The following is a 15,525-nucleotide window of genomic DNA, read 5'->3' on the forward strand; positions in this document are numbered from 1 at the left end:
GCTTGGTTCATCAGCTGAGATTGCTCAGCGTTTCGCTCGCAGCAGTCCGATCGATCAGGATGTCTTCGAGAATATTGGCAAAGAACCAATCAATTCCGGCCTGGCCGCGGAGATTGTCTATCGCGTGATCATCGAAGACCGTCGGTGATCCTGGCCCCGCGTCGCCAGCCACTCGCAACACCACGCTGCCGTTCAAGCCCGTACCGTTACGCAGGTTGCTGACGCGAACTGCGTAACTATTGGCACTGGTCCACTCGGCCATGATCGCCGCGAGGGCCACCTGATTGGCATCGTAAGTAGTTGTCCCGGCAATCAGCAGATCATCGCCGCCGCCACCATCGACGCCAACCGGCACGAGATCGGCTTCGCCGTTGTCGGCGCCCGAGCCACCGATGAGCAAGTCGCGCCCCGCGCCTCCCGCGAGCGTATCGTTGCCGCCGTTGCCGACGAGCACGTCGTTGTCGTTGCCGCCGTTCAGCACATCGTTTCCCGAGCCGCCGAAGAGGAAGTCGTTTCCACCCAGACCGCTGAGCACGGCAGTACCCGAAAAACCTGCGGCATTGATGATGTTATTCCCCGCGCCACCCGTGAGTTCGGCGACGGTGATGCCGGCTAGCTCGAACGAAGTGCCGTCAGAAATCGTGAGGAGCGAATTGGTCAACGTAAAGTTCGCATCGCGCGTCACGGTGACATTGGCATAGATTCCACTCGAGGTGAGTCGGCCAGTGCCGGTCCAACCGGTCACATCAAACGTCGCGTTCGCGGGCCCTGCGTCGAGTTCCGCTCGACCGATGCCGGCCAGCGTGAGGAGCATGCCGTCATCGGTTTCGAGCCGAGTATTGGCCAACTCGTAATTGGCGGCTTTGATCGACCGCACCGTGTCGTTGCCGCCACCGCCCGTCAGCGTACCGCGGCCGGTCCAACTCAGGATGTTAAAACGGTTGGCGCCCGCGTCCCCCGTGAGATTGGCAATTTCAATCGACGACAACAGCATTCCCATTCCATCGCTCGTACCAGTTTGAAAATCGTCGATCATGAAATCGCCCGACTTCGTCATCGCCAGAATGTCATTGCCACCACCACCATCAAGCGAACCACCACCAGTCCAGCCGCTCAAGTTGAACGTGTTGGCACTCGTACCGCCGGTCAGCAAGGCACGAGTCACATTCGAGAGTGTGAGCGTGAATCCACCACTGGCCGCGATCGACGCATTCGCCAGCGTGAAGTTGGCATTACGACTGGCGACAACCGTGTTCGTGCCGCCACCACCGGTGAGCGCACCCGTGCCATTCCAACCGCCGACATCGAACGAATTGTCGCCCACGCCACCGTTTAGGTAGGCAACTTCCATGGTGGCCAGCACCAGATTCAAACCATCGCTGGCCGTCAGGCTCGTCGCCGACAGCACGAAGTTGGCATCCTTAGCAACGACGATGGTATCGGTGCCGCCAGCGCCCGTCAGTTTGCCGCCACCGGTCCAGCCGCTCACTTCGAAAAGGTTGTTGCCCGCAGCACCGCTCAAGTTGGCTAGTTCAACACTATCGAGATCCATGGTTAGACCGTCGGAAGTAGCCAGACTGGTCGACGCCAGCGTGAAGTCAGCATTCCGCGTCGCGACCACGGTGTCGTTCCCACCGCTGCCGGCAATCCGGCCTGTGCCAGTCCAACCGCTCACCGTGAACGTGTTGTCGCTCGCGCCGCCAATCAAATGCGCCGACTCCAAACCCGAGATCGCCCAGGTCGGCAAACCCGAGATGGCCAGCGATGTGTTGGTCAGCGTGAAATTGGCATCTTGCTGCGAAATGAGCGTATCGAAACCGCCATCGCCCACCACCGTGAGATTGCCAGTCCAGCCCGCGACCGTGAACAAGTTTGATCCCGCACCGCCGGTCAGATCGGCTCGGCCGATGTTGCTCAACGATAGGAACATACCGGCAGCAGTGAAGTAAGTGTCGCTCAGAATGATGATCGAGGTGTCGCTCGTGTAATACAAACGATCGGCGCCACTCACGCCGTTGAGCGAACCCGTGCCCGTCCAGTTGCCAATGGTGAATGAATTATTCCCGGCCCCGCCGGTTAAATTCGCAACCTCCACGCCGCCCAGGGTGATGGTCTTCGTCCCGATGACGAGCGCTGAGTTGCCGAGGGTGAAATTGACATTGGCAATTGCGTTGACTGTGTCGTTGCCATTGCCGCCGAGGATGCTCCCCCCGCCCGCCCAGCCGTTAATGGTGAAGGTATTGTTCCCATCGCCACCGACCAGATTGGCGTTCTCCACTGCAATCAGCGTGTCGACGGCGCCGTCGGAACCGCTCAGTGTGGTTGCAGTCAAAGTGAAATCAGCATCGCGCTGCACATTCACCCAATCCGTGCCAGCGCCACCATTGATGGTGTTCGATCCCAAGCCGCCGAACAGTGAATCATCGCCGTTGCCACCCAACAGCACGTTGTCGGCGGCGTTACCGATGATCACATCGTTCCCAGCGCCACCGGTGACATTCTCCAGATTGGCCGCCTGACCAGCAGCGCCGACGTGCAAAACGCGATTGGTGTGCGAACCGATCACCGTGTCCAAACTGCCGAGGTTGATCACCAGCGCATCGCTCGCCGTCAGCGTGCTGAAGTTCAGTAGATCGGTCCCTTCGCCCGGTAATTCCACGATGGTGTCGATCTGAGCCGCGGTAGCCGTGGCGAAGTTGTAGGTATCATCACCCAAGCCGCCAGTGAACGTGTTTGACAACTCATTGCCAGTGAAATTGTCGTTCTGCGCCGAGCCGATCACATTCTCGATCGTCGTGGCAGAACCCAGATTGAGTGTCAGGTTGCTATTCACCACTTGGTTGCCAGTGGTGCCGAGACGAATCGTTATGCCGATCGTCGTCGTGCTCGAGAAATCGAGCGTATCGATGCCGCCAGCCTCCACGATGGTATCGACATTCAGCGCCGAGTCGGTATCGAAGACATAGCGGTCGTCACCCAAACCGCCGTTGAGCGTATCGTTTCCTGCGCCGCCGATCAGCACATCGGCGCCGTCATTGCCGATCAGCACGTCGTTGCCGCCGTTACCCGTCAGGATGTTGTCGCCATTGTTGCCAGTGAGCGTGTCGTTGCCCGCACCACCGGTCAGATTCTCGATGCCAGCGATTCCACCCACACCGGGAGCAACTCCCGTGAGCAAATTAGCGACCACGGCAGTCGTGAACGCGCCGTAACTGAGGGTATCGCTGCCACTGCCGCCATCCACGCTGCTGATGGAGCTTCCCATTCCGATGGCAAAGGTATCGTTGCCGCTGCCAGAGGCGACGGCAGAGATGTTCGAGAATTGCACGGCAGCGCTCAGGCCCTGAATGTTGCCCGCGCTGGCTGCCGTCAGATTCCACTGCGTATCGGCCGTGCCGGTGTACATCAACATATCGAAGCCGCCATTGCCGAATACTTGCAAACTGCTGAAGCTGGCAGTCCCCGCGATCTGAAACACATTCGCCGACGAGCTGCCGTTCAGCCGCAGTGGACTCCCCACTGCGAGCCCAGCCAGCACAATGCTGCCGGCTTGGCTCAAGGACAGATTCACAGCGCCAGACGATTGCAAACGCCCCAGCGGAGCGAGTTCCAAGTAGTTCAGCGCAACGGCAGCGATTTGACTGTCCGAATAAACGTAGGCTCCGATCCGGACTGTCCCTGCAGAAATAGTCACCGGTCCCAGCGGGGCCGTGATGCTCGCCACAACGTCGAGGCTCGCGGCCGCCGACAAAATCACTTGACCGCTGATCGAACTCGCGCCGACGACTCCATCGACCACACCCACCACGAGCGAGCCGCTGTCCCCATAGGTGGCGACGCCGCTCATGTTGGTCAGCGCGACCTTGTCCACATGATTGAACGTCGAAGTCGACAGGAAGATCGCCGATTCCGCCCTTACTGCCATCTCTGCCGCGTGAATGCCGGCGGGCGTTTGTGTAACGCTGCCCCCCGATTGCACCGCAAACAAATTCGTGACGTGCACTTCGCCGAGTTGCAAATTATTCACATCGCGAATCCGCGCGTGCGCGGCGGTGAGGCTGACTGCTCCTTGAAATTCGTTCGCCTCCGTTAACACAATCGTGTTCGCCGTGATCGCCGAATTTCCATAGGTATAAATGGTTCCCGCTTGAGAAATGGCCCCGGCGGCAACCAGCGTGAGCGTACCTGCGGTCTGCGATCCTAGCAGCAGATCGTTGGCATCGCGTAGCGACACCACGGCAGTCGTCCCGATCGACACAGGCCCTTGAAAATCGTTGTATGGGCTATCGAGAATGATGTCGCCAAACATCGAACCTACGTTGAACGCCCCGGTAACGTTGATCGCAGTGTTCGCCGCCTGCTGCACCGAGCCAGCGCCAAACAGTGATACATTGCCACTCGCCGTGAAGTTTCCAATCGTGTAGGGAACCGAATTGCTGAAGCTGACGTCGGTCAGCTGATAGCCATCGATACGCCCCGAGAGTTCGTTCATCGGATTGGCGAGCATGAGAATTCTACCGGTCAGCGAAACCTGGCTGGTGGAGTTCAAAGCACCGCCCTGAGCAATGATCTCCGCAGTGACATTCAAGTTACCGGTGAATGTTTGCGGGCCATCATTCGCCAGAATAATGACATCCGTTCCGTCGCCGCCGTTGATATTCAACGTGGTGTTGGCGTTTAACGCCAACGAATTGAACTCCAACCGCTGATCTTCCGTTCCCAGCGAGAGCGACAGCGAACCACCCGCCGTGGGCAACGCAAATTCTGCCGTGGAATAAGCGCCGTTATTCGTCAGCTGGGCCACGCCGCCACCGAGGTCATTTACCCGGAGTGCGTTGTCTGCCAAGCCGTAAAGTGAGATCGACACATTCGAAGTGGGGCTCTCACTCCGTACAACAGCGGTCTCGCCGAAGGCGACAACGCCATAACCGCCCAACACAAGAGTTCCCGCACCCGGGCCATACAGCAGGAGATTCGTAAACGTCGTGGCGCCGCCGACAACCAGCAACTTGTCGCCAGACCCACTGGTTGCGCCGCCCGCTTGGTACGAGACTCCATACAGCGGCAATGGATTACCACCGGCCAGATCAAACGTAAGCGTATCGCTGCCGTCGCGCAAATCAGCGTTCAGCATGCCCAGCACGCTGCTGAACAGCACATCGACCGTGTGCGTATCGATCTGAATCCCGCCGGCCACTGCCACCAGCGGATTGTCAGGATCAGTTACGCGGATGTAATCACCCACGCGGCTGATCGTCAAATGGTTAGCAACGTCTCCCGCGACATCGAGAATCTTCAGATCGTCACCCACCATGCCGACCGTCGTCGACGCCGTTTGCGTAACGGTGATCACAAACGAACGATGGCTCGCCAAGCCTTCATCGTCTGTGACGGTGACGATTGCGGTGAAACTTCCTCCTGCAGCGTAGCTATGAGTTCCAGCAGCCGTGCCGATGCCGTTCAACTCATTGATGGTCGCCGTCGCCAGTGGACTGCCGTCACCCCAATCGATGGTCGCAGTGTGCGTATCCAGAATACCCGCATCCGTAAAGTGCGCGGTCAGCGTATAGGGACTGCCGGCGGTGGCGTTTAAATCAGGAGCAACATCACCCAGAAAATGCACGACAACCAAATCGGCAGTCGGACTGCTGTCTGTTGTGCCGCTTACGACAAAACCGCCCGTGGGATCGACTGCGATCGATCTGCCGAGATCGGTGTACGAACCGACGTCGCGGAAATAGATACCACCATTGCCAAAGCCTGCATCCAACTGACCAGCTGCCGTCAATCGCGCCACGGCAAAGTCGAGTCCCGTCATACCGGCCCGGTCGGCAAAACCCGCAATCAGGATCTTGCCATCGGCTTGCAAGGCAAGGCTGAACAGTTCGGCAACCGAATGGAAGTCGACGTCGGCCAGACCATGCTCGCCGAACGTTTCATCGGCCGAGCCGTCGGCATTCAGACGAACGACGATTCCATCGCCGGAATTGGTTGTCCCCAAAGCGACAATTTTCCCATCCGAGGTGATCTTCAGATCTTCTACGGTGGGAGAGTCCATGAACGGCAACACGACTCCGTCAGTGCCAAACGACGGATCGAGGTTGCCCGCACTGTCATACCGCAACACAATCATGCCGTCGAACGTGCCATACCCGGCGCCAACGACGATCTTGCCATCGTCTTGAATCGCCACGGCTTTGCCGCGGTTCTGATACAGAATTGGCGTCAGCACCACACCGTTGTTGCCAAACGTCTGATCGAGCGTGCCATCTGTGTTGAATCGCAGCACCAAGATCGAATAAGTGCCGACGTTCAGATAGCCCGTCGCAACTAGCTTGCCGTCGGCCTGAATTGCAACATCGGCAATCTGCGTATCGACCACGCCAAAATCCACCAGGGAAATCCCACCGCTGCCAAAACTCGCATCGAGTGTGCCATCACTGTTAAAACGCACCAATGTCAGCCGCGGTCCCTGCTGCGTGTAGGCATGTCCGGCGATCACGATCTTGCCGTCAGGTTGGAGCACGATATCACCAACGTCAGCAGCCCCCGCTCCCGGAATGGTTGTCCCAGCAAAGCCGTCGCCACCAAAAGTCGAATCCAGCGAGCCATCGGCGTTATAGCGGACAAGGGTCCAAGAAGTTTCTCCCGCGATATCGTTCGTAGCACCCACGGCCAGCGTCTTGCCGTCGGGCTGCACCACCACCTTTGTCGGCGCGAGGCTCACCGTTGAATCCACCAGGTCAGTAACGGCGATGCCCGCCGTACCAAACGTAGAGTCGACAACTCCGCTAACGCTGAAACGAGTCATTCCCACGTCGTACTTCGTAATCAGGTTTGTCGTGGCATAGGCCATCGCAATCACGATCTGCCCATCAGCGCGCAGCGAACCCGTTGTTACTTGCAGGCCAACGCCAGGCACGTGCAGTTCAGCCAAGCCCGCGGTCCCAAACGAAGTGTCGATCGTTCCATTACTTTGGTAACGTGCCAGGGAAACAACAGCATCTCCCTCCGTAGAAACACCATTCCGCACGACCACAATCCGGCCGTCCGCCGGCAACAGAATCGTCCCGCCGGTCGTATCCATTTGCACGATTCCGCCAGTGCCGAAAGTGGAATCGAGTGTGCCCGCAGCGTCGTAACGCAGCAGCGGATAGGTGCGCGGGAAGCCCTGCGAATAACCAGAGAGCAACACCTTGCCATCGGCTTGCACGGCCAGGTCATTGACTCCGCCCCCTTCGGTACCAATCGTTGTAACGACAGAACCGCCGCTGCCAAACGACAGATCGAGTTGCCCGCTCGGTGTGACCTTCATCACAAACGGCTCGCTCACTCCAGCGACCGTTTGCGTTCCACCCACCGCGATCGAACCATCGGCGAACAAAGCCGCTGCTTCTGGCGACTCGAACCCAGGGCCAATGTCGATCGTGTTACTGCCGCCGCTCCCAAAGGCCGTGTCGAACAAACCATTGGCTTGCAACCGATACACTCCAACCAAGCCGCTGTTTTTCAGCGCCACGAGCACGATCTTGTCATGGTCCAACATCGCATCGCGTAGATCTTCATTCCCGCCGCCATTGATGATCACGAGTCCCGTCGATGCAAACGTGAAGTCGTAGTCGCCGCTCGCAGTTAGTCGGAACAACGCCAGGTCGTAGTTCAGGCCGTTGAAGTTGTTGCCGGCTAACACGATGCTGCCATCGGATTGAACCAACAGCCGCTTCAAGGTACCCGTAGAGCCTATCGGCACGTACAGATCGCCATTCACGCCGAACGAATCATCGAGGCTGCCGTTCGGTAGATAACGCAGTACGTGGAACTTCGGTCCGCTGAACGTGTACGACTGCACGAGCGTCAGAACCTTGCCGTCCGGCAGCGCGACCGTATCGAGCGGTTCATCAATGCTGCCGCCGGGAATGTCGGTCGTGACGACACCGAAATCCGGATCCAGGCTGATCGGGTTCGGTCCCGGCAAAATCACCGGCGCGACACTGTCGACGGTCAATTCATGCTCGAAGTAAGTCAAGCCGTAATCCTCTTCACCGACCGCGGCGCGGACTACATACACGCCATCGTTGACATAGTGATGGCGCGCGATGAGTCGGTAATCGTTGTCTCCAATCTGCTGAATGTTGACTGGCTCCCACGTGCCGTCACCCCAGTCGACAGAGGCGCTGTAAGTATCGAATTGCCCAGCGGGATCGGTGAAGCGGAAGTCGAACGTGAAGGACTGCCCTTCTTGAATTGCCGAGAACGGGCTCGCATCGCCCCGCAATCGTACCAGGGCAAAGTCGGGAGTCGTCGATCCGTGCATGAAGTCGAAGTTCGTGCCACCCACCAGAATGCCCCCATCAGGAGCGACACCAACGGCCCAGCTCGCATCCATGCCGTTGTTGATGTCCACAAACTGCACGCCGTCGTCACCAAAGCCGTAGTCTGCCAGACCGTCGGTCGTAAACCGCGCAATCAGCATGTCGGGGCCAGACCCGCCAAAGCGATATCCCGTGCCGCTGACGAGGATCTTGTTATCGCCCTGCAAGGCCACGCTCGTCCCTTCGCCTGACGACTGCCCCAAATCGGCGATGGCAATCCCGTTGTCGCCGAACCATTGATCGGGCGTGCCGTCAGCCAAGAATCGCATTACCGCCGGAGCGTTACCGGTTGGCGTTTGTACGGTCAACGAAGCGATCAACTTGCCGTCGCTCTGCCGGGCAAGCGAAAGTAGCCCCTGCCAAGCGTTCGACAAATTACCGCGCGCAATGCCGTTGAGTCCAAACGTTGGATCGAGTGCGCCAGTCGCGGTGTACTTCACCAGTGAGTACGCGTTGCTCTTCGGTTGCCCGGCAATCACGATCGAGCCATCCGCCAGCAATTGCATGCCGCCAAGACTATCGTTCGAGCCCACATCGGTTCGCACCACACCTGCATCGCCAAAGCTCGAATCCAAAGCGCCGCTCGCCAGCAATCGCGCCACGTAATAATCCTGGCCGCTCGTGGCTTGTAATGTGCCGCCCACAACGATCGTTCCATCGGCGGCCGCGGCAATCGCACGAGGCTGATCGAAATTGCTCAGTGAAAAGGTGGTGACACCGTCCGTGCCGAACGTAGCATCCAACGAGCCATCGGCATTCAGCCGCACAACTCCTGTTTGCAACGGACCCGCCACAGAATAGACGGTTCCGGTCACGAGAATCTTGCCGTCTCCTTGAACCGTGACCGCGCCGATTCGCATGATCGCTTTGCCCGACATAACGTCGATCGTCCCCTGATCGCCAAACGTCGAATCGAGCGAACCATCGGCATTGAACCGTGCCAGGCCCCAGAACTGTCCGGCGCCCATCGCCATTTCCACGCCTGCCACGATCGTCTTGCCATCGAGCTGCACCGCCATTATCGAACGATCGAAGACACTGGCACGCCCTTTCAGCGCTGTCATGGCTACGCCTTCGTTGCCGAATGTTGCATCGAGCGCACCGTTGCTCGAGAAGCGCGCGACGCCCATGTTGATATCTAAGAAGATCTCACCAACCATCACGACACCGGCCACCACGATCTCGCCACTGCTCGTCAAAATTGCCGAGTTGGTGCCGGCAATCCGAGCATTGAGATTGCTCAGCACCTTACCCGCAGTGCCGAATGTCGCATCGAGCGCACCAGTGCTTCCATTGAGTCGCGCGAGCGCCGCGAACTGGCCAGCCGTCGTCTGTGCGGTTCCCGTAACCACAACGTTGCCGTCGCTCTGCACGAGCAGGCCACTCACGTTATCGTTTCCATCCGCAAACTCGAGCGAGATCACGCCGGCGTTGCCGAAGGTTGAAACGAGAGCCCCTGTGAAATCGTATTTCGACACGATGATGTCTTGCGTGGTCGCGTTGGTCGTGCCAGTGACCAGAATCCCATCCGAGGCAATCGCAACTGCGTTGCTGTACTCGCTATTCGATCCCCAGTCGGCCGTCGTCAATCCGCCGCTGCCAAAACTGTTATCGAGAGAGCCATCCGCCAACAGTCGCACGATGAGAATATCGTTGTTACCTGAGTTGTAGCGCGAACCGACCAGCACGATACGCCCATCGGACTGCACGGCGACGGCAGACACCGTGTCCCACACCGTCAGGTTGGTGAGCACGCCGCCAGAATTACCAAACGTGGTATCCACGGTGCCATCGCTGTTAAACCGCGTGAGCGCAATTCGCCGCGCATCGGGCAGATCGCTCAATCCGACAAGCAGGAGCTTGCCATCGGGCTGCACGACGACATTCGTCAACAGCTCTTGCGATTCAGGCTGAAATTCAAACGTCGCCGTGCCATCCACGCCGAACGACAGATCGCGCACACCAGCCGCGCTGTACCGCCGCATGGCCAACCGGTTTGTACCGCTACTCTGTTGCCCGCCGACGAGAATGCTGCCGTCGGCGGCAACCACGAGCGTCGTCGGGCCGAAGTTGACTCCCGCCGAAGAAATCGGTTGCAGCACAATACCACCATCACCAAAGGTGGTATCGAGTGAACCATCGACGTTGTAGCGCGAGATCAAAAAGTCGGCGCTGCCGAAGCTCATCTTGCTGCCCAGTACCACTGTCTTGCCGTCAGCCTGCGCAACTACCTTCAGGGCAGTGTCCATCGTCGGCCCTGGCACGCTCACAGTTGCCACGCCGTCGTCGCCGCCGAAATTCGGATCGAGCGTCGCCGGGTTCGGACCGTAATAAACTACCGGCGCGATATTCTGGACGTAGACGATGTTCGTCCACAGCGACGACTCTCCGCCGCTGTCGCTCACCGTGACGTTGATGGCATACTGGCCACTATCTGCATAGCGATGCGTGGCCCGCAGCGTTCCCAGGCCGCCACCTTCATTGATCGAACCACTTTCGATCGTGCCATCACCCCAATCGATTGTCGCCGTGTGAGTGTCGTTCACGTCGACATCATTCAAGCCAAGCTCCAGCGTGTATTTCGCGCCTTCCCACGTAGTTGCCGTCGGTGTGGCAAATTGGCCGCGCAGCTTCGCGGTTGCAAAGTCATACGTCACATTGCTGTAGTTGACCGAGACTCCGCCGAGCAGGATGCCGTCGTCCGAGGCCGACGACATTGCGTACAGCCGGTCGTCACTCGAATAGACATCCAGCAACTGTACGCCGCCGATGCCGAAACGCCGATCGAGCGCGCCGCTGGAATTGAAGCGAGCCACGGCAAAGTCATTGCCGGACGAAGCAACGGAATACGCCGTGCCGCCGGCCACAATAACGCCGTCACCTTGTACGAGGAGCGCACTCACATCAATGCCGTAAGAAAACTCCGCCGTCGCTAAACCGCCCGTCCCAAATGAGGTGTCCAGCGCGCCGTTGCTGAGAAATCGCAGTACTCCAAGGTTTCCTTCTAGCGTGTTGATCAAGCCCAGCAGCGAGCCATCGATCTGCCACGCCAGTGCTTTGATCCCGTGCTCACTGGTCCCTGCCGGGCCCGAAATCACCCCCGCGGTACCGAAGCTCGCATCCAACACGCCGTTGTTGTTGTACTGGGCAACAAAGTAATCGCCGTTCCCCGCGTCGCTAATCTGGCCAGCAACGGCCACTTTGCCGTTCGGCAAAAGTTGCATATCCCGCGGTTCTTCCTGACCGCCGAGATCGGTGATCACTAGGCCGCCCGTGCCGAATGTATCGTCGACCGAGCCATCAGAATAAAGACGAAGTAAGAACACATCGAACGAATTCGAAGTGGTGGTCATCGCGCTACCGAGAACCACGATGTTTCCATCACCTTGCACTTCGACCGAACGCACGGTCACGCTGCTTGCCAGAGCCAGCTGCACACCGCCGTTGTCGCCAAACGTGGCGTCGACCGTACCATCGGCTTCATACCGGCTGATGAAGACATAATGATTGCCCTCACTATCGAGCGAAACGCCGGCCAGCAGAAACCTCCCATTCTGGTCCAGGGCAATCCCACCGATCTCATCGAATAGAGTGCCGAGGTGCGTGTTGAGCTTGCCACCCGTGCCGAAGGTGGCATCGAGCGAGCCATCGACGTTGTAACGCGCGACGCCCCAGCGAACGCCACCAGCAAGTCCCATCACCGCGCCGGCGACCAAAGTTTTCCCGTCGGGCTGCGTCACCATCACCGTTTGACCGACTTGCCCTGTCGGTCCCGTATGGCCCGTCGTGACGATCCCGTCCTCGCCATAACTGGTATCGACCGCGCCGTTGCTGTCGAAGCGCGCGAGTCCGGCTTCGAGGCCTGCTGAGGATGTTTGCACGGATCCGGCCATTACGAATCCTGCCCCCTGCGCTACGAGCGCGCGCCCCACCGCGCGAGCGCCCTCGATTGTCGCAGTCGCCAACCCAGCCGTTCCAAACGTTGAATCGAGCGAACCATTGGCGTTGAGTCGCGCGAGGGCAAAACGACTGTCGCCGTTCAGATCGGCGCGACCGCCGAGCACAATCTTGCCATCGGCTTGCAGCACGAGATCGGTCGCGCCGTCGGTATCGTTGTCGTAGTCGATAACTACCGTGCCAGCCGTACCGAACGACGGATCGAGCATGCCGTTGGAGTCGAAACGAGCCGCAACCATGTCGTCGTCGCTGCCGCTACTATTGCCATAACCTGCGACGACAAGACCGCCGCCTGGTTGAGCCGCCACGGCCGACACATAGCCGTTCGTGCCTCCGAAATCGGTAAGATTTCCGCCGCCGTAGCCGAACGACGTGTCGGCCTGACCGCTGGGTGTGAACCGAGCGATCGCGGCTTCATTGTTCAAGCCGAACTGATCGTAGACGTAGCCGACCACCACAATTCCGCCGTCTGCCTGCTGGACCGCGCCCGTCACGTATTCGCTGACATAGCTGCCGAAATCGAAAATCCCCAAGCCACCATTGCCGAACGTGCTATCGAACGAACCATCGGCTAGAAACCGCATCGTCACGAAGACGCGGCCTTGTGGCATTTGCGCTGCTCCCGCCACGATCAGCTTGCCGTCGGGTTGCACCAGTGTTTGCGCCGCTTCTGCCGGGCCGCTATCAAAGGTGAAAGTCGAAACGCCGCCGCCAAAAAACGAGTTGTCGGTATGGCCATCCGCTGTCAGCCGAGTCAATCCGATCGAAGAATTGCTCCGGCCCGTCACAATGATCTTGCCATCGGGCTGCAGCGCTAGCGCATTCCCCGCCAACGTTGCGGCGCTGTACTTGTAAATGCCGTCGTCGCCGAACGACGTATCCAAACTGCCATCGGTGTTGTAGCGGGTCACGAACTGATTCGTTCCGTCGAACCCTGAGCTATTCGACAGCACAATTGTTTTGCCATCCGCCTGTGTGACGGCATCGACGGCGTTATCGAGATTGGCGCCAGGGACATCGGTCAGCGCGCGTCCCCCATCGGCGAAGTTGCTGTCAAATTCAGCCGGGTTCGGCCCCCAGTACAGTGCCGGCGCAAAGCCCGTGAGCACCTGCCGCGGCTCGCATGTTTCAAACAGCAAGGCCCGCTTCTTTTGGCTCACTTTGCGGGATTTGCGGAGCCGTGCAGGACGACGATTGGCGCGCACCAGGGACATTGAATCGCTCCAGATTGAAAGTGCTAAACTTGCACAACGATTCCCGTTGAGAGTCCAATCCGCCGGCGAGTGCGGTTGGCGCTACGGGCCATCAAGGAAACATCGCAAACACGGCTCAGGGGAGGCGGCGCACACGTGCGCACGCGCGAAACATCCAGAATCGCTGCCGGTTTCGGAAGGGGAATATAATGGCGAAGCGGGGCTTGTCTACTCCTGAAAGGTGATCAGGAGAGCCCCGCTGCCAAGATTAAATTTAGAAGGCTGGATGTTCGTTTCCGATCCACAACCCAGCATCGAGTTTGCGCGTCGAACGCGACCTCTGCGAGAATTATTTTCACGCAGAATAATTTCCAACTATTTTCTGCTGAGCGCAACCGCGCTCGCGATGAATCACTGCAGAGACTATTCGTCGACGTATGTCTCGAGGAACCGAGCCAGGCGATGGAAGTCGCTGCTGGTTTCGATGTAGCGCACCACCGTGACCAGCGTTTCGGCATCGATCAGGTTTTCGAACGGCACGTAGTGCAACTGCAATTGGCCGATGACCGAGACCATCACGCCGTTGAGCTTTTCTTCCACGAGTGCGCGATAGGAGCCGACGCCCAGTTGGCTGCCGAGCATGACGTCGAAGGCGTGCGGTCGGGCACAACGCGACTCGTAGCCGAGTTGCAAACCGGTCACCTTGCGACCGCGGCCTGTTTGCTTCTTGAAGAGCTCGGTCACGAGCTTCGAGAACATCCGGCCGAGATTGACGTGCGAGATCGAGATGTGGCCGTGATCGTCGCGCGGAATACCTTCGAGATACTTCTGCGGCAGCAATTCCGCGAGCCCTTCGGCCATCACGATCACGCCGAACTGTTTCCCTTCTTCTTCGCGGGCGACCATCGTCTTCACGATGCGGGCCACGACGCGATCGACATCCATGATCTCGCGAACTTCGCTTTCACCCGTCTTCGGATTGGTGACAGTCTCTTTCAAGCGGTAGCTGCCGATGATGTCTTCGACGCTGATCACCAGGCTGGCTTCGCCGGCGATCGCGGCGCCATAGCTGAGCCAACCAGCGCTGCGGCCCATCGTCTCGGTGAGGAAGTACGACTTCGAAGCTTCTGCATCGGCCAGCAGGTTGCGGATTTCCGAGGCGAGCGTTTCGACGGCGGTGAAATAGCCGAACGTAAAGTCGATGCCCTTGTAATCGTTGTCGATCGTTTTCGGCAGGTGGACGATCGGAATCTTCTTGGCGCCGGCTGGCAGGCGATCCTGCAGCATCTTGAACTTGTTGGCGGTCTTGAGCGTGTCGTCGCCACCGATCGAGATCAGCGCGTCGATGCCGAGCGAGCACAGACCTTCGTACACGCGACGCAGTGGAGCGCTGAGCTGCGGATCGTCGAGATGCGCTGGCGCGCTAATCAGCTTGCCTGGGTTGGCACGAGCCGTGCCGATCAAAATCCCTTGCGAGTTCCGGCTCCGCTTCAGGTTTTGCGAAGTGAGCTTGCGGTAGTGCTTCTCTTCTTCGAGCGGCTTTTCCGGAGTGTAATCGATCAGCCCTGAGTAGCCGTACAGAATGCCGTAAACCTCGATGCCGGCCCGCAGGAAGGAATTGGCCGCCGTCGAAATCACCGCGTTGGCGGCAGGAGCAGGGCCGCCAGCGAACAAAATCCCAACCCGCTTGATGTGCGAATCGCGCTTCGCCGGCGGAGAAAAAGCCGAAGTGCTGGTGGGGGGATTTTTGGAGTCTGCCATGAATCGTTCTTCCGTAAAAGCCGCCTGAGAATCGCCCGCTGCTCAAGTGCAGCTCAATCCCGCATTTTAAGATTCGGCAGGAGTTTGGCCAAGGAGCGGTCTGCGCTATGCACACCGTAGTTGGACCGCGACTGGCAACTACGATTAAGGTAAATCCATCTGCCCCAGCAGCCAGTTAATGCTGCCGATTCAAACGAAAATGCCCCGGCGAGAATGCGTTGGGCCCGCCGGGGCAATGTTGT

At 58.9% G+C, this 15,525-nt stretch carries 2 protein-coding genes; both read right to left on the reverse strand.

Annotated features, from left to right (window positions below; genetic code table 11):
• Positions 1-10: 10 nt before the first annotated feature.
• The gene (locus M9Q49_RS15170) at positions 11-13,543 is read right to left on the reverse strand and encodes a beta strand repeat-containing protein (RefSeq protein ID WP_254509624.1); all 13,533 of its coding nucleotides are present in this window, start codon (positions 13,541-13,543) and stop codon (positions 11-13) included.
• Positions 13,544-13,945: 402 nt separating this feature from the next.
• Entirely contained in the window at positions 13,946-15,283 is a 1,338-nt protein-coding gene (locus M9Q49_RS15175) for a 6-phosphofructokinase (protein ID WP_254509625.1), read from the reverse strand.
• Positions 15,284-15,525: the final 242 nt, after the last annotated feature.

The organism is Anatilimnocola floriformis, from assembly GCF_024256385.1.
Lineage (GTDB): Bacteria > Planctomycetota > Planctomycetia > Pirellulales > Pirellulaceae > Anatilimnocola > Anatilimnocola floriformis.